General features: G+C 65.3%; 33 protein-coding genes and 2 tRNA genes. 3 read left to right on the forward strand and 32 right to left on the reverse strand.

Annotated features, from left to right (window positions below):
* Positions 1-63 precede the first annotated feature (63 nt).
* The 29 genes from BEP24_RS17010 to BEP24_RS17540 form a co-directional block, all read right to left on the reverse strand.
* Positions 64-426, reverse strand: coding sequence for an endonuclease (locus BEP24_RS17010; protein ID WP_141693404.1), 363 nt, complete (start codon positions 424-426; stop codon positions 64-66).
* Between the two features lie 221 nt (positions 427-647).
* Positions 648-977: a hypothetical protein gene (locus tag BEP24_RS08610; protein WP_065962379.1), complete on the reverse strand. Its 330-nt coding sequence runs from the start codon at positions 975-977 to the stop codon at positions 648-650.
* A complete protein-coding gene (locus tag BEP24_RS08615) occupies positions 977-1,228 on the reverse strand; it encodes a hypothetical protein (RefSeq protein WP_065962381.1) in 252 nt (83 codons plus the stop codon). Before BEP24_RS08615 ends, BEP24_RS08610 begins: the two co-directional genes overlap by 1 nt.
* A complete protein-coding gene (locus BEP24_RS17015) occupies positions 1,225-1,407 on the reverse strand; it encodes a hypothetical protein (RefSeq protein ID WP_141693405.1) in 183 nt (60 codons plus the stop codon). Before BEP24_RS17015 ends, BEP24_RS08615 begins: the two co-directional genes overlap by 4 nt.
* 215 nt (positions 1,408-1,622) lie before the next feature.
* A tRNA-Trp gene (locus tag BEP24_RS08620) sits at positions 1,623-1,694 on the reverse strand.
* A 284-nt stretch (positions 1,695-1,978) separates the two neighbouring features.
* A complete protein-coding gene (locus BEP24_RS17020; RefSeq protein ID WP_141693406.1) occupies positions 1,979-2,167 on the reverse strand; it encodes a hypothetical protein in 189 nt (62 codons plus the stop codon).
* A 480-nt stretch (positions 2,168-2,647) separates the two neighbouring features.
* Positions 2,648-2,839, reverse strand: a complete 192-nt coding sequence (locus tag BEP24_RS17025) for a hypothetical protein (protein WP_141693407.1) — start codon at positions 2,837-2,839, stop codon at positions 2,648-2,650.
* A 278-nt stretch (positions 2,840-3,117) separates the two neighbouring features.
* Positions 3,118-3,243 carry a hypothetical protein gene (locus BEP24_RS18145; RefSeq protein ID WP_290439179.1) on the reverse strand — a complete coding sequence of 42 codons (126 nt, stop codon included), beginning with the start codon at positions 3,241-3,243 and terminating at the stop codon, positions 3,118-3,120.
* Positions 3,240-3,404, reverse strand: coding sequence for a hypothetical protein (locus BEP24_RS17520; RefSeq protein WP_171898766.1), 165 nt, complete (start codon positions 3,402-3,404; stop codon positions 3,240-3,242). Before BEP24_RS17520 ends, BEP24_RS18145 begins: the two co-directional genes overlap by 4 nt.
* A 2-nt stretch (positions 3,405-3,406) precedes the next feature.
* On the reverse strand, positions 3,407-4,117 hold the full coding sequence (locus BEP24_RS08625; protein ID WP_065962384.1) for a hypothetical protein: 711 nt from the start codon (positions 4,115-4,117) through the stop codon (positions 3,407-3,409).
* On the reverse strand, positions 4,114-4,416 hold the full coding sequence (locus BEP24_RS08630) for a hypothetical protein (protein ID WP_065962386.1): 303 nt from the start codon (positions 4,414-4,416) through the stop codon (positions 4,114-4,116). Before BEP24_RS08630 ends, BEP24_RS08625 begins: the two co-directional genes overlap by 4 nt.
* Positions 4,417-4,424: 8 nt before the next feature.
* Complete coding sequence (locus BEP24_RS08635) at positions 4,425-4,877, reverse strand: hypothetical protein (protein WP_065962388.1); 453 nt, start codon at positions 4,875-4,877, stop codon at positions 4,425-4,427.
* 157 nt (positions 4,878-5,034) lie between these two features.
* A complete protein-coding gene (locus BEP24_RS08640) occupies positions 5,035-5,367 on the reverse strand; it encodes a hypothetical protein (RefSeq protein WP_065962390.1) in 333 nt (110 codons plus the stop codon).
* Positions 5,364-6,545, reverse strand: coding sequence for an AAA family ATPase (locus tag BEP24_RS08645; RefSeq protein WP_065962392.1), 1,182 nt, complete (start codon positions 6,543-6,545; stop codon positions 5,364-5,366). Before BEP24_RS08645 ends, BEP24_RS08640 begins: the two co-directional genes overlap by 4 nt.
* The gene (locus BEP24_RS17030; RefSeq protein ID WP_141693408.1) at positions 6,542-7,246 is read right to left on the reverse strand and encodes a hypothetical protein; all 705 of its coding nucleotides are present in this window, start codon (positions 7,244-7,246) and stop codon (positions 6,542-6,544) included. Before BEP24_RS17030 ends, BEP24_RS08645 begins: the two co-directional genes overlap by 4 nt.
* Positions 7,246-7,743, reverse strand: a complete 498-nt coding sequence (locus BEP24_RS16565) for a DNA N-6-adenine-methyltransferase (RefSeq protein WP_083230231.1) — start codon at positions 7,741-7,743, stop codon at positions 7,246-7,248. The genes BEP24_RS17030 and BEP24_RS16565 overlap by 1 nt, the downstream gene beginning before the upstream one ends.
* The gene (locus BEP24_RS08655; RefSeq protein ID WP_065962398.1) at positions 7,715-7,915 is read right to left on the reverse strand and encodes a (2Fe-2S)-binding protein; all 201 of its coding nucleotides are present in this window, start codon (positions 7,913-7,915) and stop codon (positions 7,715-7,717) included. Before BEP24_RS08655 ends, BEP24_RS16565 begins: the two co-directional genes overlap by 29 nt.
* A complete protein-coding gene (locus BEP24_RS17525; protein ID WP_171898767.1) occupies positions 7,912-8,088 on the reverse strand; it encodes a hypothetical protein in 177 nt (58 codons plus the stop codon). Before BEP24_RS17525 ends, BEP24_RS08655 begins: the two co-directional genes overlap by 4 nt.
* The gene (locus tag BEP24_RS17530) at positions 8,085-8,246 is read right to left on the reverse strand and encodes a hypothetical protein (RefSeq protein WP_171898768.1); all 162 of its coding nucleotides are present in this window, start codon (positions 8,244-8,246) and stop codon (positions 8,085-8,087) included. Before BEP24_RS17530 ends, BEP24_RS17525 begins: the two co-directional genes overlap by 4 nt.
* Positions 8,236-8,553 (reverse strand): hypothetical protein, encoded by a 318-nt coding sequence (locus tag BEP24_RS16570; protein ID WP_216093120.1) that lies wholly within the window; start codon positions 8,551-8,553, stop codon positions 8,236-8,238. Before BEP24_RS16570 ends, BEP24_RS17530 begins: the two co-directional genes overlap by 11 nt.
* Positions 8,554-8,593: 40 nt before the next feature.
* Positions 8,594-9,163, reverse strand: a complete 570-nt coding sequence (locus BEP24_RS08660) for a hypothetical protein (RefSeq protein ID WP_065962402.1) — start codon at positions 9,161-9,163, stop codon at positions 8,594-8,596.
* A gap of 2 nt (positions 9,164-9,165) precedes the next feature.
* Entirely contained in the window at positions 9,166-10,014 is an 849-nt protein-coding gene (locus tag BEP24_RS08665; protein WP_065962404.1) for a PD-(D/E)XK nuclease-like domain-containing protein, read from the reverse strand.
* Positions 10,011-10,313 (reverse strand): hypothetical protein, encoded by a 303-nt coding sequence (locus BEP24_RS08670; protein ID WP_065962408.1) that lies wholly within the window; start codon positions 10,311-10,313, stop codon positions 10,011-10,013. Before BEP24_RS08670 ends, BEP24_RS08665 begins: the two co-directional genes overlap by 4 nt.
* On the reverse strand, positions 10,310-10,630 hold the full coding sequence (locus BEP24_RS08675; RefSeq protein ID WP_065962409.1) for a hypothetical protein: 321 nt from the start codon (positions 10,628-10,630) through the stop codon (positions 10,310-10,312). The genes BEP24_RS08670 and BEP24_RS08675 overlap by 4 nt, the downstream gene beginning before the upstream one ends.
* Before the next feature lie 396 nt (positions 10,631-11,026).
* Positions 11,027-11,410, reverse strand: a complete 384-nt coding sequence (locus BEP24_RS08680; protein ID WP_065962413.1) for a hypothetical protein — start codon at positions 11,408-11,410, stop codon at positions 11,027-11,029.
* A gap of 130 nt (positions 11,411-11,540) precedes the next feature.
* The gene (locus BEP24_RS17535) at positions 11,541-11,717 is read right to left on the reverse strand and encodes a hypothetical protein (protein ID WP_171898769.1); all 177 of its coding nucleotides are present in this window, start codon (positions 11,715-11,717) and stop codon (positions 11,541-11,543) included.
* 115 nt (positions 11,718-11,832) lie between these two features.
* Positions 11,833-12,657, reverse strand: a complete 825-nt coding sequence (locus BEP24_RS08685) for a hypothetical protein (RefSeq protein WP_065962414.1) — start codon at positions 12,655-12,657, stop codon at positions 11,833-11,835.
* Positions 12,658-12,796: 139 nt separating this feature from the next.
* Positions 12,797-13,231 carry a GIY-YIG nuclease family protein gene (locus BEP24_RS08690; protein ID WP_171898770.1) on the reverse strand — a complete coding sequence of 145 codons (435 nt, stop codon included), beginning with the start codon at positions 13,229-13,231 and terminating at the stop codon, positions 12,797-12,799.
* A 525-nt stretch (positions 13,232-13,756) separates the two neighbouring features.
* On the reverse strand, positions 13,757-13,978 hold the full coding sequence (locus BEP24_RS17540) for a hypothetical protein (protein ID WP_171898771.1): 222 nt from the start codon (positions 13,976-13,978) through the stop codon (positions 13,757-13,759).
* A 91-nt stretch (positions 13,979-14,069) separates the two neighbouring features.
* On the opposite strand from BEP24_RS17540, the gene BEP24_RS17545 reads away from it, so the two are divergent.
* Together BEP24_RS17545 and BEP24_RS16580 are read left to right on the forward strand one after the other, a co-directional pair.
* A complete protein-coding gene (locus BEP24_RS17545) occupies positions 14,070-14,447 on the forward strand; it encodes a helix-turn-helix transcriptional regulator (protein WP_171898772.1) in 378 nt (125 codons plus the stop codon).
* Positions 14,448-14,465: 18 nt separating this feature from the next.
* Positions 14,466-14,828, forward strand: coding sequence for an ImmA/IrrE family metallo-endopeptidase (locus BEP24_RS16580; RefSeq protein WP_083230233.1), 363 nt, complete (start codon positions 14,466-14,468; stop codon positions 14,826-14,828).
* On the opposite strand, the gene BEP24_RS08705 is transcribed toward BEP24_RS16580, so the two are convergent.
* The 3 genes from BEP24_RS08705 to BEP24_RS17550 form a co-directional block, all read right to left on the reverse strand.
* Positions 14,779-16,017 carry a tyrosine-type recombinase/integrase gene (locus BEP24_RS08705; protein ID WP_065962422.1) on the reverse strand — a complete coding sequence of 413 codons (1,239 nt, stop codon included), beginning with the start codon at positions 16,015-16,017 and terminating at the stop codon, positions 14,779-14,781. The two genes, BEP24_RS16580 and BEP24_RS08705, sit on opposite strands and share 50 nt — an antisense overlap.
* Positions 16,014-16,451, reverse strand: coding sequence for an HD domain-containing protein (locus BEP24_RS08710; protein WP_065962426.1), 438 nt, complete (start codon positions 16,449-16,451; stop codon positions 16,014-16,016). The genes BEP24_RS08705 and BEP24_RS08710 overlap by 4 nt, the downstream gene beginning before the upstream one ends.
* Before the next feature lie 170 nt (positions 16,452-16,621).
* Entirely contained in the window at positions 16,622-16,798 is a 177-nt protein-coding gene (locus BEP24_RS17550; RefSeq protein ID WP_171898773.1) for a hypothetical protein, read from the reverse strand.
* A gap of 75 nt (positions 16,799-16,873) precedes the next feature.
* On the opposite strand from BEP24_RS17550, the gene BEP24_RS17555 reads away from it, so the two are divergent.
* A tRNA-Thr gene (locus BEP24_RS17555) sits at positions 16,874-16,982 on the forward strand.
* Positions 16,983-17,236: the final 254 nt, after the last annotated feature.

Below are 17,236 nucleotides of genomic sequence, written 5' to 3' on the forward strand. Positions count from 1 at the left end.
GGCCCTATACCTCTGGGGAGGCCAAAACCGGGGTGGGGAGGGGGTCCTGCCCCTTGCCCGCTGTCACCAGTCGAACCCGGTGCTGATGGGCAGCGCCGCGGGTGTGCCTGCTCGTGCTGCTTTCGCTTCAGCCAAGGTCATGGTCGACTTCCACCTGTTGCAGTCGCGGCACATGAGGTGACAGTTGGCGCGGTCGAGCGGTGAGCCGCCTCGGATGCGCGGTATGTCTTCGTCAACGACTGGCGACTTGGGATGCCATGCGCAGCCCGTGCAGTCGGCACGGTTGCATTTGGGTCCGTGCTGACCGGCGATGTACTTGAGGTTTTTGTTGACGGCAGCGCCGCAGAGTGCGCAGTTGTGTTCTTCTGCGAGTACGCGTCGGATGAGTTCGCGCCGTCGGTGCCCGTTGGCGTTTGCTGCGCCCATGCGGTTACCTCGTAGTTACTCGCCATCCATGACTTGCCACGGCCAGAGCGGCGCGCCCTCACTGTCGTAGCCGATGGGTTCGAGCGGGGTGCGTGTGTTCGTCCTGGTTCGGTGCGCGGCCATCGGGTCGGACTGGCCGACCGCGGTGACCGGGGACTCGGTACCCATCCGGGTGTCCGGGTATCCGGTAGCCGGGGCCCGGTCATCGACCGGTACCCGGGCTACTGACGGAAGCGGGAGACCGGCTCTCGGCCGTCGCTCGTCAGACCGCAGTGGTTGCACCACGGCGGCTTCCCGTCTCGGTGTTGTCGTGGCTGGTGGTCCGAGCAGTTGATGTCGGAGGTGTGTGCGCCGACGGGCTGCACGGTGTCGTCCTCGACAGTGACCCGCTCAGCGATGAGGGTGAGGTTCACCGTTCCGAACTCGTTGAGCTCGGTCGTGGTGGTGATCGGTTCGCGTGCTAGGTAGTAGCCGAACTCCTCGCCGTCGATGGTGAGGCTGACCCGGTCGCCGGTGCGCTTGACCTCGATCGTCTTCGCAAGCTTCGGCATCAGTCGTCCTCGTCCCCGAACGCGTTGTGGTGCAGGGCGAGGCGCAGCCAGTCCACGAGCCCGAGGCTGGTGATGTAGTCCTGATTGTTGGCGAACTCACGCAGGAGACGCACCTGGTTGCTGTCGTCGTCTTCGGTGAAGCCCTGCCCCTTGGCCTGTAGGACGTACCCGGTGAGGATGGCGCCGTCTTGCTCGTCGGCGAAGTGCGCTGCGACAGCTTCGTCGAGCGCTGCTTTCGTCTGCTCGCTCACGTCCGCGTCCCTTCCCGGCTGATGGCGACTCGCGCCTCGTGCCGTTCGCGGCGTCGTGCACCGCGCTTGATGCTGCTGCGCACGCCGGGGCGCTGCAGGTACGCGAGGTAGCAGCGACCCCATCGGCTGAACGCGTCCCACTCGGATGCGGTGCGGCGCTGGCGGTGACCCATGCTCACGGCATCCTCCTGACGTTGGCGCCGCTCTCGTCCCGGGTCTGCGTGTCACCAGCAGGTTGCCGAGGGAAGACGGCAGATGGGTTCCTCGACTCTGCGCAGCGTTTGTTGTGCTTGCGGCCGGACTGTTGGGCGGCGGCGTTGCTGTGTGCGTGTTGACCTGCGGGCCGAGGAAGTTGAGATCCAGGGCGGGATCTGATCGGACGCCCTGGATAACGCAGAGGTGGCAGGGTTCGAACCTGCAGCCTGCGGTTTTGGAGACCGCTGCTCTTCCAGTTGAGCTACACCCCATCGAACCGCGGTTGTTGTCGCAGGCGCGGTGTGCTGCGGGTGGGTTAGGTCACCACCATCCCCGGCGCGTCTCTCTTGGAGTGTTCACGCCGGCACCCCATCCCGAGGCGGCCTAACGACGAAGGCCCTCACCGTGATGGTGAGGGCCTTCGTGTGGTTCCATGTGCCCGCCAATCCCGGAGGACGGCGGGGAGCAAAGTTACTGACGGTAGAGACACTTCTTCCGCGTGTTCCACAGCGTACCTGTTTTCGTGTGCGCGCGCGAGCATCTTCCGTCGGCGTGTCATTCTTCGACGACGATCATGTTCAGGAGCAGGTCGCGGGTGATGTCTGGTCGCCCTCCGCGGTCGTGGCGGTTCTGCCAGTCTGTGATGTCATCGCGTGCGCTTTGCTCACTCAGGTACGTGACGGACGTGACTGACTGGCCGGTACGTCGATCGACGATCTTGAATCGCGGCCGCGTGCCGTTCACAACGCTTCCGATTGTTCGAGTGCGTAAGCGACAGCATCCCCGTGGAGTACGCGCCAGTCTCCATGCCCGTCAAGTTCACGAAACACAGCCCATGGGGTGCCGGCGTCGTAGCCGCTGTCGATGCATCGTTTCTCGCCGTACGAGTCGCGTCCGAATAGGCCCCCGCAGTAGCCGTTGACGATGGTTCCCGGCGCGACGGGCCCGCTCACAGCGCGTCCGCTTCGAGCCCAAATGCGTCGGATTGGTTCAGGTGAAGCGATACCATCAAACAACCCGCCTCGTACAGTGTTACGGACCTCTTTCCGGTTTCCACCGCGGATATGAGGCTCACAGAACTGGGCATGCCGTGTTCGGATGCTCGTTCTGCAAGTTCGGTCTGCGACCAGCCGTGACGAGTGCGCTCGTCGTAAATGAGCCGACCGAATCGGTAGTCGTCGTGCCTCTGGAACTGAGTGCGCGGTTTGCGCCGAGACATGTCACTCACAGCACGTCCGCCTTCCAGCAGGTGCACTTGCGGCTTGCGGGATCGAACATGCGGCAACTGTTCAGGTGCGGTGCGCTCTCGATCACGGCGCGTAGCCGGTCCAGCTCGGCACCAAGTTCCAGGACACCCGCGAAAACAACTTCGTCAAGTGCGAATATTTCCCCGTTGATGGTCAGATTCTTACTCAAAACATCGCAACCTTCTTATTGGCGGGGGTGAACAGCGCAGGGAGGCACTGTTCACCCCCGTGAGGTGTGGAGTGTCCGCCAAGATGCACTCCACCCTCTTCCTCAACCGCGGCGGTCAGGAGATGAAGGCCGCGGGAGTTTCTGTGAGTCACCGTGCCGGTCCTGCACCGCTTCGAGTTGGTCGGCGGCGGTTCGGAGAGCGTCCGCAGCTTCCGCTTCATCGTTCCACGAATGGTGGCCTTCGAGAATGACTGCCAGTGCGCGCATCTGCTCCGGGGTCAACGCTTCCCCTCCTGCTTCTCGATGATGTAGCCGATGTAACGGCGGTCCTGCGGGGTCAATCCGTGCAGGCTCAAGAGACCGCGCGCAAACTGCCGCATCTGCTCCGGGGTGGGGGCGGTCATGGCTGGCTCCAGGTGAGCGCGATGTTGCCGCAGCCGATGAAGCACAGCAACGTGACGGCGGCGAGGAACCCGACACCGATGGATTCATACTTGACAGCGAGCCAAGCGAGGAACGCGGTGGTCCCGAGCAGGGCCAGCGCGAGGATGAGTGCGATCGTCATGCTCAGCCTCCCTTTCGGATTTCGGCGAGCTGTTCGAAGTCGGTGGATGCGTTGATGCCGCGGGCGAGTTCGACGAGACGTGATTCGCCGAACCACTCGGTGCCGCATGCACGGCAGGACGCGGTCACGTGGCCGCCGCGCCGGTATTGGGCGTTGAGTGCTGCGATCTGGTTGCCGTCGATGCTGCCGACGTAGCGGGCGCCGCATCCGGGTACGGGGCACGGTTCGGTGATCTCCTTGGAGACGGGTGGGTCGAACATGTCGGCGATGCGGTCGATCATGTTCCGGAGCCGTTCCCATGCGACGGCCATCTGCGTTTCGATGACGTCGCCCGTGGCGTGGGCGGCGGCGAAGACGTCGAACCAGTCGGTGAGGTTCTGCTCCGGGGACTGGTCGGGGCGTTCGTCGGTCGCGGATGCGTACATGGATGCGATGCGGCCGGCGATGTCCTCGTAGATCGTGAACGCTTGCAGGTTGAGGCTGCTGCGTTCGTTCGCCGGTGAGTGCCCGGAGTGCGTCTGCCCGGTGGATGAGTGGATCGCGGTGCGGAGTTCCGCGAGGAGGGGTTCCTTCCACGCAACACGGGTGGCGGGCTTGCCGTCGTCCTCGTAGGCGACGGTCGCGCGGTGACGTCTCGCGAGCTGGTCAACGAGCTCCTTGAGGGGCCGAACGGCTTCGTCGACCTCGACGGGGGTTGTGGTGGTGCCGTTCATGCGCGCTTCTCCACGATCCATCCACCCTCGGCCTGCACGAGCGTGTCGCCGTCGTACAGGGTGTGGCGCCCGTCGTACGCATCAACGGTGCACACTGCAGTGGTCCGCCGGATGGGGTCGGCTGCCGAGCCGTAGGTCGTGGTGGTGATGTCCGCGTCAGCAGTTGCGACGCGTTGTCCGTCTCGGTAGTCGACGCTGTCGATCAGGTTCACGTAGTCGGCTAGAAGTGCCGCGGAAGCGAACGATCCGCGCCAGGTGACGCGGGCGGACGGCGGGGGCGGTGTCTTGTCGATCATCATGTCTGCTCCTAGAAGGGCTGGTTCAGGTCGGCGTCTGCGATGTCCCCGGCGGTCTGCCAGGAGCCCGCCTGCGGGGCGTTCGCCGCTGGTGCGTCCCACTGGGGCTGAGGTGTCGTGTTCGGGGCCGTGCGGGGCTGCAGTGCGCTCTGCGGTGCGATGACCACGGTCTGCGCCTTGACGACGAGGTCGTAGTACTTCTTCCCGTTCGCCTCACGCACCTCCGTCACCTCGGTGCCACTGATGATCACCCGGTCGCCCTTGCTGAACTGGGTGAAGTCGATGCGGACTGGGGCGTCGTTCGCGTAGCCGGCCTTCACGGTGCGGTACGTGCGTGCTGTCGTCACCCACTGGTCGCCGTCACGTTTCCGGTGCGGTTCCGCGGTCTTCATAGCCCAGTCGGGGTGCTGAGGGTTGTTCTGCGTCCAGTCCTCGACGAACGCGGTGAACGTGATCTGCGCCATCAGTTGGCCTCCTTGCGTGGTTCGGTGTTGTGCGGCCATCCGTAGTCGCGTCGGTCTTGTTCGCCCTCGCACCAGCAGCCGTCACATCCGTGTGGGTACTGGCGGTGAGCGGGCGGGTGGTGGAAACCGTGTGGGCAGAGGCGGTACTGCTGCTCGCTCATGCTGCTGTCCTTCCGTGGTGCTGCTGCGAGTACGACCGAATGGCCGCCTCGATGTCGCTGTCGTCCGCCGCCTGGTCGAAGCCGCGGGCGCGGATCTCTCGGTCGGCGTCCGCGATCTGCTTCTCGTCGTGCCGTTGTCGGCGCTCCTCCTCGGACTCCGCCTCGAGCAGGGCCCGTTCCGCGCGGACGTAGTCGTGCGCGAACCGCATCTCGTGATCGGCGCGGGATCCCGGCCGCTCCTCGTCAAGGTCCCCGTGCGTCCGCATCCGCTCACGTTCGACGGCTGCCGGGTCGAGGGACGCGACGAAGTTCTCCCAATCGGCGGTCATGGGATCGGCTCCCACGGCCAGTCGGCGCCGCGAATCATCCGCTTCGGCCACTGCCGCTCATCCCGATCACCACGCCACCGAGACACGGCAACGATGTTCCCCTCGCCGGTGTTTTCCGGGTCGGGGCGGAGACCGAACCCGAACTCAGGCCAGCCGAGGAGCGCCGCCGACCCACGCGGGCGAAGGTCCCGTTCACCGTTCGCGCCCGCAGACTTCCCGGCGTGCGCCTCCATCACAAGCGCGATGTTCCGCTCCCGCAACGAGTCGAGGCCGACGATCAGCGGGGCCGCGTCGTCGTCGTTGTTGATCGCCTTCGGGACGAGCTTGTACAGCGGGCCGATGAACAACACGTCGGGCTTGTGCCGGTCGATGAGGCGGTGGATCTCCGACAGGTGCGAGCCGCGGGTGATGTCGATCCGGTTGCCGGCGACGATGTTGATGGCCAACGCCGGATCGACGGTCCCCTCAGCGCGGGCTCGGCGGGTCGACCAGCGGACTGCTCGACGCCACTGCCGTTCCGTGTTCTCCGCATCGACGACGAGCACCTGCACCGGCTCGATGTGCTCGAACGTCACCGGGTGAATGCCCGCCGCGGACAGGACTGCGAGCTGCCGGACGAACGTCGTCTTCCCCGACCCTTCCGGACCGGTGACGATCAGCCGGTCCTTCCGCTCGAGCAGACCCGGTACGACCCAGTCGTACGCGTCCGACCCGGCCAGGATCTCCGCGAGCGTCTTCGTCTGCAGCATCCCCGTCGAGTGCCCGTCGACGAGGGTCTGCAGCCGGTTGAGGGCGTTCGACGCGGCGTCCATCGGTGCGGCGCCGGCAGCGAGCTCCTCCTGCATCGTGTTCGCGACGTTCCGCGACTCCCGCCGCACCGCGTCAGCCCGGACAGCCTGCGCGTACTCGGGAGCCGCGAACGCGTACACGGACGGGTCCGCCCACACGAACGGTTCCGTGTCGAGGCCACGGACGCCCCAGCCGGCGAGCATCCCGTCGACGATCGCCGCGTCGATCGCGTCGCCCCGGCTGACCCGTTCGAGGATGCCGTCGAACACGACGCCGAGGCGTGCGTCCGAGAAGTCCTGCGACGACACCATGCCGTGCACTCGGTCGACCTGCAGCGTGTCGCGGATGAGGGCGCCGAGGAGGTTCCGCTCGGCCTGCGTGCCGCTCATGCGTTCATCCAGGCGTCACGGTCTACCTGCGCTGGACGGGTGGCGCGGTCGCGTTCAGCGAACTGCTGCTGCTTCCGCATGCCGTTCCGCCATGTGCTGATCCAGTCGGTCTTCACGCCCTTCTGCCCTGGCACCGCAACCCAGTAGTCCACGAACTCGGCCAATTTGGCGTCGACGTTCACGAGGGGTACTTCTGCTCGAGCCCAGGAGCGCATGTCGTCGGTGATAGCAAAGCCTTCGGGGATGCGTGAGGCGCGCTTGCGCGGTACTCCTTCGTTAGAAGGAGTGGGTCGGGTCGGGTCGGGTCGGGTCGGGGAAGGCGCGGCGTCGGGCGACTGCACACCGTCCGTCACGTTCATGTCACGCCGTGACGGCTGTCGTGACTTCTCCCGCGACCTACGCTTCCGTTCCGCGGCAGCATCACGATCTGCCTCCACGGACTCGCGCGTCGGCTGGTACTTTTCCCAGTCGTGGAATCTGTACGCGCCGTCGTCTGCAATCCACAGCGAAACGCCCACCAACTCGTCGATATATCGGCGTTTTGCGCCCAAAACTGGCAGCGCGAACGACGGAATCACGCCGTCAGTGAGGTGAGCCATGCACCACGACCCGGCGCGAACCCACAACGCCTGAGCACCATCGGAGAGCTGCAGCGTCTTCGGGTGGGACCAGAACCCGTCATCAATCTTGAACCAGGGCATCAGGCGACCCCGATCCTGCCGAGGGCGACGAACGTGCCGGGCAGAGAGCAGGTACGCAGCCGCTCGGCTGCTCCCGCTCCGTACGCGACCAGCACACTTGGTGCGCCGCTGTTCGCTCGAGCACGTGAGCCGTCGGCGTGGTGGAAGAACAGGCGACCGTGTAGGAAACGCACCGCCGTTGCCTTGCCCCAGACCTCGGACACGAACCCTGCGGTTTCGGTACGCGCGAAGACCAGCGCGATTCCGTCGCCGTGCACTGCGAGCTTCGCCAGCCACTTCCACGCTTCGAACGAGTAAGGCGGGTTCAGCCACACACGTCCGTCCCACGCTGCGGTGAGACCGTCTTCCGGCAGCTCAATGTGCCGAGCTGCGGTAGCCCAGGGGCGCGGTGACGGCGCGGCACACGGATCGAGATCGAACGGGCCGAGCGCTGCAACGATCTCGGGTGGGGTCAGCCACGTCGTGGTCTCAGCTCGGGCCGACTGGTGCGAACCCATCGCTCTGATGCTGGCCATTGGTCACCTCCTCTGCTTCTTGGACGCCATCGGCGATGGCTTGCTTGATCTGCTTCTCCGTGAGCCCGTACTCGATCGCGTAGGAGCTGAACCGGTGGACGTCGCGGCCGACCATCTTCAGGTGGTCGATCGCTGCCTGCTGACGGCCGTTCATGCGTCCTCCTCGAGGTGTGCGTAGTTCTGCAGCAGGTACCGTTTGGTGGTGTTGGCTTCTTGGCCGGCCATGCGGATGCGGATGCCGCCGTCGGGTGCGACGGTGAGCACTTCGAGGTACTCGGTCGGGTTGGTCTTGCTGACGAACCAGTCGCCTGCTTCGACGGAGCTCATCGGTCGTCGCCCCAGATCGCGGCGTGCACGAGTCTCTGCACGTCGTCGATGCGCAACGTGATGGTGGTTGCGGTGAAGGGTGGGGTGACGGCGTCGGTGCGTGTTTCGATGGCGGTTTCGACGCGGTCGATGATGGTTTGCAGGGGCTCAAACGGCATGGTCGTGCACCTCTTCGATGAGTAGTTGCAGTCCGGATGGTTGGCCGGGCCGGTAAGTGATCACGGGCATGACCTTGTCCATCTCGCGGGGGGTGTCATCGGGAACGATGCCTGCGTCTACGAGTCCGTCGCACAACGCTTTGAGCGTCGGGACGACATTGTCGGCATCGCGACGTGTCGTTGTGCGGACGAACCATGTGAGGGTGACGCGGATCCTGTCGCAGCTGAGCACGCCAGCGTTTTTCGCTGCGTAGAACGAAGCGGCTCTGACCTGTTTGGTCAGAGCCGCTTTCTTCGCCCAGTGCATGCGTTGGTTCGCGTTGAGGGGCGGACGTTCGTACGGGAGCTCAAGAGTCCACTGCATCGGGACTCCCTGCCTGCGCCGCTCGTCCGGCTGCTGCGATCTGCTCGAGCACGTCCGTGCCTGCGCCTGCCGTCCGTGCTGCGGTGTGGAGTGCGCGGAGAGCGTCGAGGTCAGTGCCGGCGAGTTGCAGTTCGGATTGCCAGTCACGGGCGGGTGCGGGAGCGGCGATCGGTTCGACGTGCCACGACTGTTTACGGCCCGCACCGGTTGCCCGGATGGTGACGTCGCGCGGTCCGCTGATGTGCGACAGATGGCTGATGCGCACCCCGCCGCGGCGTTCCTTGCCGAACATGACGTCGGGGTCGTTGTAGACGGTGACCTGGTGGCCAACCCACGCGGTGCCGTCCTTACCCCAACATGCGGCCAGGACGTCGAGCATGCCTTTGCTGGGACGCCACACACGGTCGAGTTCGACGAGGCTGATCTCGGCGACTGTCTTGCCGTCGCGTTTGCCGAGTCGGGAGCCGGTGCCGATCGTGAACGTTCGCGGTTCGACAAGTTCGATCGCGTCGAGCTGGTCACTGGTTGGGGCGAGGGCTTCTGTGATGTCCATTGTCAGAACTCGATTCCGTGAAGGGGCCCGTACTCGTCCTCGTGCTCATAGACGGCCCAGGTCGGGGGTGAGACGAGTTGCACGGTGGGGTCGTATCCGGGCCAGGTGTTGGTGGCGGTGCAGGTGGCGTACAGCTCGAGTGCGCGGTGGACTTTCGCGGCGCCCATCTGCTGGTACTCGACGTCGAGCTCGTGGACGGCGACGAGGTGCGGCGCTTCCGATTCGACGACGATGAAGCGGAACGGCCGCCGTGGTTCGCCTGCCTGTTCGAGTGCGTGGAGGTAGAACTCCTGCTGCACGTCGTACCCGTACGCGGCGACGGTGCGCATGAACCCGTCGACGGATGCGGTCTTCGCGGTCGTCTTCAGGTCGATGGCGACGTCGTCGTTGAGGCGGTCGAACCTGGCGCGCATCGGTGTGCCGGTGTCGGTGTCGGTGGCGAAAACGGACGCTTCCGAGTGACCTGACTGCTCGAGCAGTGCCCGTGCGGTGGGGTGCGCGAGGACCGCTTCAGCCATCCCGTTGACTCGCGCGGCTTGTGCGGGTGCGATGGGCGTGAACCCGGCAGCGCGCTGCTCCTCCGCCCACGCAACCGTCGCGGCTTTCGTGCTGACCGCTCCGGATGCGGTGACGTGCTCATCCGGGTACTCCACCGTGCCAGCGCCGACACCGAGCACCTTCGTGTGCACGGCCGTCCCAACGTCGAACGTCTGCTTCCCGGCCTGCGGGTGGTCGCGATCCCACCGGTACCGGGCGGGCGACTCGAGAAGCTTCCGCGCCTGCGTCGACGACAGGGCCGGGTGCTGGTGATACTGACTCTCGGGGAGCGCGAGGTCGATGCGGCCGGTCATGCCGTCGCCCCCAGCACAAGCGCAGTCCGGCAGGGCCAGATCGACTCGCGGTAACCCCACTCATCGTCGTCCTCGTGAGCGTCAGCCTCGATCCGGCCGCACTCGGCGCAGATGGCGAAGCCAACAGTTGCTTCGACGCCGTCCTCGTAGTCGTCCCACTCGTCGGCCTCTGCCTTCGACTCGAACGAGCCGCCGGCGTCCGGTCGTTCCCACCTGTCTTGCTTGCTGTGCAGCTCTTGGGCGTTCCCGAGCCGCGCGGACACTCCGCCGTAGGGCTGCAGGTACCCGTTGGTGGTCATCGCTGGACCGCCAGTCGTTCGGCGAGGGCGTCGGTGTGCGCCTTCCAGTACGCGGCGTGTTCAGCGGCGCCGACCTGGTACGGGCTGGCGATCAGGTCAGCAGCGTCGGCGGCGATGAGGTTCGCGGTGCGCTGCTCCTCAACGAGAGCAAGGGTCGCGTGCACCTGCGCGGCGGCGAGGACGCTGTTCGGGCTGGGGAACGCCATGAACTCGAGGAGCTCGTCGTCCTCCAGCGCGGTGGGGCGGACGAGGCTGAGTAGTCGGCGTGCTTCTTCGGCGTGCGCTTCAGCGGTTGAGGGTCTGGTCGTGGTGGCCACGGTGACTCCTTCATGGGTCGGTGAGTAGTGCGCTTCTGGGTTGAAGCGCGGGAGAAGGGGTGCGAGGGTCAGTCGCAGTCGGATACGAACTCGTGCTCGGCGGCGCGGGCGATGGCTTTGCCGTCCTGCTCGATGTGCCACGACCAGTAGTCGTGCTCCTCATTGGTTGAACAGGCCGTGCATGCGCAAAGGACGCCGTGTGGTCTAGTCACGTGCTCATGCCGCAGGACTCGGCCCATGACCAGACGTCTCCGCAGTCGCATGGGTGGTCGCCCCCGTGGTCGACGTGAAGCTTGCACTCGTGCGCCTCGTGAGGTCGCTTCCACGCCCGGGGCCATCCGGCGGTGTACCCCCTCGGTGTTCGCCAGGCGGCATCACACTGCTTCATTTCACCGCTCATGCGCTCATCCGTTCGTTGGCGGCGACGATCGTGGCGGCGAGGGACTCGATCAGCCGCCCGGTGGTGGAGAGGGTGATTTTGGATCCCCGCCGGACGATCTCGTGATGGCGGAGCAGGTGGTCGATCGCGTCGAGCAGGTCGGGGTTGCCCGCGGTCAGGACTATGAGACGAGCATCGGAGTAACCAAGCGGTGCAACCGGGCCGCAGTCGAGGTCTTGGTGATCCATCGCGACCATTTCGTGCTCGGCTTCGATCTGGCTGCCGTCGTACGTCATGCCTTCCTGCGAGTACACGCCGTCGATGACGTTCCAGGGGCCTTCGGTTGCTCGTTCGCGCCACTTCGTAAGCACGTCGCGGGCGGCCTGGATGTCGGTGCTCATCGTCGGTGTCCTTTCACGTTGTCGCGGCGGCGGGGCTGGGCGGCACGTGAACGCTGGCGACGCTGCTCACGCTCTCGGTCTTCCGCTCGCCGCCGGGTGCGGTGGTACTCGATGCTGTAGATGTCCGGGTTCACTGCTCTGCCTCCTGCGGACTGTTGATGACGTTGTGGAGCCGCAGCAGTGCGGCGGTGAACAGGACGACGACAGCCCACGCGAGGACCGCCCAGACGGCCGTGTACCGGTCGACGGCGGACGCGAACAGGGCAGCGACCATGGAGAGGGCGACGAGGGTCGCGACGGTTCTCACGACGTACCCCCAACGATCAGGACCGTGCCGATGACCGCGAGAACCGCCGTCGGGACGATGAGGACCGCAGCCCAGAACCGGTCCGATGCGAAATTCACGGGCGACTGCTGGCCGGTCACGGGGTCACTGCCGGCGGGATCACGTCGCGGATCGTGGACGCCGCGTCGTGATCGGGGCGCAGGATGGCGTGGTCCCATCGGACGTTCAGCCCGAGGACGTTGATGCACGTGTCGCACACCGGAAGGTCGTCGCCTTGACCCAGCCGGACGCGGCGGTGCTCGCCGCTGCTGTGGGTGGCGACCGGTGCCATGTCCTCGATGCGGGGCGGCTCGGCGGTCGGGCACCGCTGCGAGAGCAGGGCGAGGACAGCTTCTGCCATTGCTTCGTAGTCGTCTCCGCACTCGTCGTGGATGGCCTCGATGGTCAAAGCGATCTCCTCGCGCGTCGGCACCTGCGCAGTCGGGAGGTGCGTCGGGCAGGGCCAGCGGAGCGAGCCATCGCCCGAGGGGCACGTGCAAGGCTGCGAGAGCAGGGCGTCCAGGCGTTCGATGAGCAGGGTAAGCGGAACGAGGTGATCTTCCGAGTCGCACTCCGCGAACATCTCGTCGCGCAGTGCCTGCACCTGCTCACGCAGCGACACGGGTACCTGCACGGTCGGCTGCTGGTCCTGCATGGCGGCGAGGAACGACTCCTGTTCCGCCTTCGTCAAGTTCATCGGCTGCGGAAGGCCGGTCGATTGCGGTTCGTGATCGGTCGTGCCAAGCGGTGAACGAGTAGGCACAGCCCATGCAGGGAACGATTCATCGGTCAGCGAGTCCAACCGGTAGGCCGAAGCCTCGTTCACCTCAGCCGCGAACCTGAACGCGTCGGCGATCGTGTAGGGGCCCTCGATGTCGTCGGGTCCGAGGATGTGCACGTACCACTGCTGCGGCTCGGTCATGCTTCCTCCTTGATCATGTCGAGACGGTCGAGACGTGACAGCCCAGGAACGGGGTCAACATCGACCAGATACGTGCGGATGAAACGGGTCAGCCATGCGGACACGACTGCTCCCTTCTGTGATGAGGTGAATGGGTGGGTTAGGCGGCGCATGCCAGGCGCCTGAGCGCTGAGAGGACCGGGGGCGACGGTGCGAACCACTCGCCCTCGAGCCGGTGGTCAGCGAGCTCGTGGTGCAGATCACGTTCGGCATCGAAACCGCCGGGGAACGTCCCCAGGACGTGCAACTCGACGGGGCTGTTCGTGCGCAGCGTCTTGAGCCGCTTTGTGAAGCTGCGGCTGGCGCCGATCTTGATCGGACCGTTGTCGCCCTGTTGGACGAAGTACACGACAGCCGGGGTGGCCTTGCGAGCCATGTGTGCGGTGGCGTATCGGATCGACCTCTGTTCCTCGACGAAGAGGCGCAAGAAGTTGGGATGGGCAAGCGTCGTCAAGCGCCACTGGTAGTAGCCGCTCTCGCCTGCCCATGTGTCGGTCATGGCTTCCACGTCGGGAAGCAGCGTGTTGTCGTCCATGTGGTGGCAGCCGGAGTCGAACCGGGAGCCGCCGCCTGCCGGCAGGGACATACCTGCCGGACGTACGCACCTGACCGCGCCTTCCTAGGCGGCTCACCATTTCGCTGCTCGTAAGGGACCCAGCGGCCCGTAGGCGGCTTGGGGTTGCTTCCCGCGTATCTCGCAACCAGATGCTTGTCTGTGTTCTCGAATCGCCCCGTACGTGGAGGCCTCACCACCGATCGGCGCCGCCTGTGACGGGGGCTACTGGTGGGTCGCGTGCCGCGCTCCGAGCGCGACAAGTAACGCCCCTATGGGGCGAAGAAGTTTGAACCGGTGGTTACGCGGCTCTTTCAGACCGGAGGCGCTTGATCCATGCCTCAGCTTCGGTCGGTTCGATCAGGTACTTCGTCCCGTAGCTGATTGCTACGAGCCGGCTCGACTTGATCTCGTTGCGGATTGCCTGAGCGCTCAGACCGGTCACGTTCGCTAGCTCCTTGACGGAGTAGAGAAGCTTTCCGGCGAGTGATGGCATGTCCGTGCTTGTCATGCGGCACCTGCCATGAGTTCTGCGGGATGGATACGAAGAACGCCGCCGACGGTGGCGAGCTCGGGCCACGTGAAGGTCGACTCGCCTAGGAGTCGTTCACGCAGCACGGGCTCACCGATGTCGGCGGCGTGCGCGAGAGTGCTGATGTCGACGCCGCGCTGCTGCATTGCTGATGCGATGCGGTTTGCGACGGTGCCGGGGGCTTCTGCTCTCTCCATGTGGACAGCATACTCCCCAAGCGGAGAGTGTCAAGCATGTATGTGCCCAAGAGGCTCAAAAAGTTCCCGTATGGGCAGTAGGGTGGTCCGCGTGGAGAAGTCTGTACTGAACGAGGCGCTGGCTGCGGAGATCCGGGCTGAGCGGGCGCGTAAGAAGGTCACCATCAAGGAACTCGCACTCGCGGCGGGCATGGTGGAGTCGACCCTGAACCGTGCGCTTGCCGGCCAGCGCGACATCAACGTCACGCAGATCGGTCTCATCGCACGGGCGCTGTCCGTCGACCCGTCTGTGCTCGTAACGCGGGCTGTCGAGTCGATCGGTGGGTTGGATGCGCTGGTGTCGGAGGTGCAGGGTCAGAATGTGACACCGCTTCGACCTGTGGAGTCGTACACCCTGGACGAGCTCGACAAGGAGCAGTACGCCGCCAACCGGGATCCGGAAGCGGATACCGACGAGCAGTTCGACTAACCACCGACCTGGGGGGACATGTACGACCCGTACGAACATGCGGAAGCACTGGGGATCACCGTGCTCCACCGCCCCATCCGAACCGAGAACGGTCGCTGGTACCCGCAGCACAACCTCATCGTCATCCGCGAAGGACTACGGAGAGTGCACGACCGGTCTGCCCTGGCCCATGAGGTCGCGCACGCCATCCTCGGGCACGAAGACGACCGGCCAAAGCATGAAGTCCAGGCCGACCGGCTGGCTGCTGCCAACCTGATCGACCTGGACCAGTGTGTTGAGTTGATGAAGTGGGCGCCTGACTGTGCACGTCTCGCCCGGGAGTTGGACGTGTCTACCCGGCTTGCTCGAGTGTTCCTGCTGACCCATCAGCTGGCTGGTTGAACAGCTCCCCCATCTGGGCAAGGCCGAGCCTCATCCGTCCGATATCGTTGCGCCGCTTGTAGGCGTTGGTCTGCATGCGGGACGCGTGGCCGGCGATCTGCACGATCACGTCGTCGGGCACTCCCGCGAGTGTGAGAAGGTCGATAGCCCCGTGACGAAGATCGTGGAGGCGGACGTTGCGATCTAACCCGGTCTGCTTGAGCAGTTCGCGCCAGTTGCGGCTGTGGTCGTTGGGGTCGATCGGACGGCCCTGGTCGGTGAAGACGAGCCCGTTGTCGTTTGGTGGGTACAGCGCCATGTGCCGCTCGAGTACGGCCGCGAGCGGGTTGACGAGCGGGATGATGCGCCACCCGTTTTTCGACTTGGGGCGAGTGAGGAACAGCCCGCCCTTGACGTGCCGATACTCGTAGTCGGCGGGCGCGTCGATGCGTCGTTCTGGGCACTCGGCTCCGCGACGGTGGAGGCAGCGTCCGTCGCATCCGTGCTGCCATGTGAAGCGTTGCAGCTGCCAGGAGATATCGAGCACGTCTGTCACGCGGTCGGCTTCGAGTCCGATGATCTCGCCGCGTCGTGCGCCGGTCAGCAATGTGGTTGCCCACAGCGCAAACAGTGGTCCGCCGTTGTCGCGGACGTGCGCGAATACGTCGAGCGTTTCCTGCAGGTCGAGCACGTCGAGGTCAGGGACGCCCTTCCTCGGCGCCGCCATCATCTTCGCTGGGTTCTGCCCGATGCGTCCCTCCCGGACGGCCCATTCGAGCGAGGCGGACATGATGCGGTGTGCCAGGTTCGCAGTGTCGGGTGATTGACCGGCGCGGAGCATGTTGTCGGTGACGCGGCGGATGATCGTCGCGGACAGCCCAGAGAGGCGAGTGGTGCCGATGGTGGGGATGACCCACTTGTAGGTGATCTGCCTGTACCGTTCCGCCGTCTTGGGTCGGACTTCGCGTACGGCGATCTGCTCGTACCAGTAGGTGAACCACTGCGCCACAGTCATGTTCGCGGTGGGGAGGTCGCCGGTCTTGCGGAGCTCGGCGCGCAGTTCGTCCAGCTTGGCGAGGACGACTGCCTTATCCCGGTGCCGGACTGTCCGGCGGCGGCGTTTGCCATCGAGCGGCGGTAGTTCCACCGCGACGGTCCAATAGCCGCGCGCGTCCTTGTAGACGGACGATTCGCCCTTGCCGCGACTCATGCTGCCTCGATCAGCCGACGAGCCTTCGCATACTTCCGGGTCAGCCGAGCGATCGTCGCGTCGTCGAGAAGCGCGAGGCGAGACGGGTCGGTATTGTCTGCAATGTCTGCAAGCTTGATTGAAGTAGCTCCACCATGCCTGCCAATGGCTGCGTAGTAGTCCTCCGGCGTCACGTCAGGGGTGCGCGTCACCAGCTCAACCATATTGATCACAAGCCAGTCAACGCCTGCCGCATGCAGATCATCACGAGTCGCCGGGGAATCTTCGAGTACGTCGTGGAGCCATCCAGCCGCGACGACGTTCTCCGAGTTTCCTTCTGCGGACAGGCGCTGGGCCACGCGCGCAGGATGCTCGATGTACGGGTTCCCGGCCTTGTCGGTCTGCCCAATGTGGGCGATGTGCGCGATTGCCCTCGCGATCTCGATCTGGCTCACGTGTAGCTCCTAGCTCCTGCTGCTGTGTTCGTTGCCGTTGGCCCGGTCACCGTTGACCGGTACTGCTCTTCTGTGCTGTCGGTGGTCACGCATAGCGTGGTCGTGTTCCTCTCCTGGTTAGGTCAGGCGTGGGGCGTGAGGGCTGGTCCGTTGCCGCGGGCCGGCCCTACTTACAGCTCGCCGGCCTCGTGCCGCTTGATGCAGCGCTTGCACGTAGCGTCTTCAGGTGTCGGCTCTTCTGGGCCGATGACGGTGCCGCCGTGAGCATTTGCCTGCCCGCAAAGCGGGAACTTCTGAGCGACGGCTCGCGCCCCGTCGTCGAACCGGTAGATGTGCCGGGCGCTCATCTTCTTCTCCTGTCGTACTGCAAGTCGTGGTGCCAATCCTGTAGCCATGCCTATCGGCCCATCGCTTTACCGGTGGGCCGTATGGTCAGCATACGCACCCGATGGTGCACATGCAACTCCATATGGACAGATTACACCGTACTTGTAATACGGGGGTTGCGGGTTCGAGTCCCGCTGCCGGCCCTGGATCAGGGCCCGCTCGTGGTGCCCGATGTGGAGCCGTGGACGGACGAGAGGCCCGGACGATGTGATCGTCCGGGCCTCTCGGCGCGTGTGGAACACGGATCAGGGTGTGTTCCGGGCGCTCGACGCGGTAACCAGCCGGCCGTGTCCCGAGGATGACACCTGTCCGGGGGACGTGTCCACGATTTCCGGCGACTCCGCGGGTTCCCGCACGATCGTGCCGGAACCGGCTCGGCCGGGTGCGTCGGGCGCGCG

Source organism: Curtobacterium sp. UCD-KPL2560, from assembly GCF_001705035.1.
Taxonomy (GTDB): Bacteria; Actinomycetota; Actinomycetes; order Actinomycetales; family Microbacteriaceae; genus Curtobacterium.

Excerpts from the sequence above, each read along its gene's own strand:
- BEP24_RS17010 (WP_141693404.1), bottom strand. The coding sequence starts at position 426 with ATGGGCGCAGCAAACGCCAACGGGCACCGACGGCGCGAACTCATCCGA.
- BEP24_RS08610 (WP_065962379.1), bottom strand. The coding sequence starts at position 977 with ATGCCGAAGCTTGCGAAGACGATCGAGGTCAAGCGCACCGGCGACCGG.
- BEP24_RS18145 (WP_290439179.1), bottom strand. The coding sequence starts at position 3,243 with ATGACCGCCCCCACCCCGGAGCAGATGCGGCAGTTTGCGCGCGGTCTC.
- BEP24_RS17520 (WP_171898766.1), bottom strand. The coding sequence starts at position 3,404 with ATGACGATCGCACTCATCCTCGCGCTGGCCCTGCTCGGGACCACCGCG.
- BEP24_RS08625 (WP_065962384.1), bottom strand. The coding sequence starts at position 4,117 with ATGAACGGCACCACCACAACCCCCGTCGAGGTCGACGAAGCCGTTCGG.
- BEP24_RS08630 (WP_065962386.1), bottom strand. The coding sequence starts at position 4,416 with ATGATGATCGACAAGACACCGCCCCCGCCGTCCGCCCGCGTCACCTGG.
- BEP24_RS08635 (WP_065962388.1), bottom strand. The coding sequence starts at position 4,877 with ATGGCGCAGATCACGTTCACCGCGTTCGTCGAGGACTGGACGCAGAAC.
- BEP24_RS08640 (WP_065962390.1), bottom strand. The coding sequence starts at position 5,367 with ATGACCGCCGATTGGGAGAACTTCGTCGCGTCCCTCGACCCGGCAGCC.
- BEP24_RS08645 (WP_065962392.1), bottom strand. The coding sequence starts at position 6,545 with ATGAGCGGCACGCAGGCCGAGCGGAACCTCCTCGGCGCCCTCATCCGC.
- BEP24_RS17030 (WP_141693408.1), bottom strand. The coding sequence starts at position 7,246 with ATGCCCTGGTTCAAGATTGATGACGGGTTCTGGTCCCACCCGAAGACG.
- BEP24_RS16565 (WP_083230231.1), bottom strand. The coding sequence starts at position 7,743 with ATGGGTTCGCACCAGTCGGCCCGAGCTGAGACCACGACGTGGCTGACC.
- BEP24_RS08655 (WP_065962398.1), bottom strand. The coding sequence starts at position 7,915 with ATGAACGGCCGTCAGCAGGCAGCGATCGACCACCTGAAGATGGTCGGC.
- BEP24_RS17525 (WP_171898767.1), bottom strand. The coding sequence starts at position 8,088 with ATGAGCTCCGTCGAAGCAGGCGACTGGTTCGTCAGCAAGACCAACCCG.
- BEP24_RS17530 (WP_171898768.1), bottom strand. The coding sequence starts at position 8,246 with ATGCCGTTTGAGCCCCTGCAAACCATCATCGACCGCGTCGAAACCGCC.
- BEP24_RS16570 (WP_216093120.1), bottom strand. The coding sequence starts at position 8,553 with ATGCACTGGGCGAAGAAAGCGGCTCTGACCAAACAGGTCAGAGCCGCT.
- BEP24_RS08660 (WP_065962402.1), bottom strand. The coding sequence starts at position 9,163 with ATGGACATCACAGAAGCCCTCGCCCCAACCAGTGACCAGCTCGACGCG.
- BEP24_RS08665 (WP_065962404.1), bottom strand. The coding sequence starts at position 10,014 with ATGACCGGCCGCATCGACCTCGCGCTCCCCGAGAGTCAGTATCACCAG.
- BEP24_RS08670 (WP_065962408.1), bottom strand. The coding sequence starts at position 10,313 with ATGACCACCAACGGGTACCTGCAGCCCTACGGCGGAGTGTCCGCGCGG.
- BEP24_RS08680 (WP_065962413.1), bottom strand. The coding sequence starts at position 11,410 with ATGAGCACCGACATCCAGGCCGCCCGCGACGTGCTTACGAAGTGGCGC.
- BEP24_RS08685 (WP_065962414.1), bottom strand. The coding sequence starts at position 12,657 with ATGACCGAGCCGCAGCAGTGGTACGTGCACATCCTCGGACCCGACGAC.
- BEP24_RS08690 (WP_171898770.1), bottom strand. The coding sequence starts at position 13,231 with ATGGACGACAACACGCTGCTTCCCGACGTGGAAGCCATGACCGACACA.
- BEP24_RS17540 (WP_171898771.1), bottom strand. The coding sequence starts at position 13,978 with ATGGAGAGAGCAGAAGCCCCCGGCACCGTCGCAAACCGCATCGCATCA.
- BEP24_RS16580 (WP_083230233.1), top strand. The coding sequence starts at position 14,466 with ATGTACGACCCGTACGAACATGCGGAAGCACTGGGGATCACCGTGCTC.
- BEP24_RS08705 (WP_065962422.1), bottom strand. The coding sequence starts at position 16,017 with ATGAGTCGCGGCAAGGGCGAATCGTCCGTCTACAAGGACGCGCGCGGC.
- BEP24_RS17550 (WP_171898773.1), bottom strand. The coding sequence starts at position 16,798 with ATGAGCGCCCGGCACATCTACCGGTTCGACGACGGGGCGCGAGCCGTC.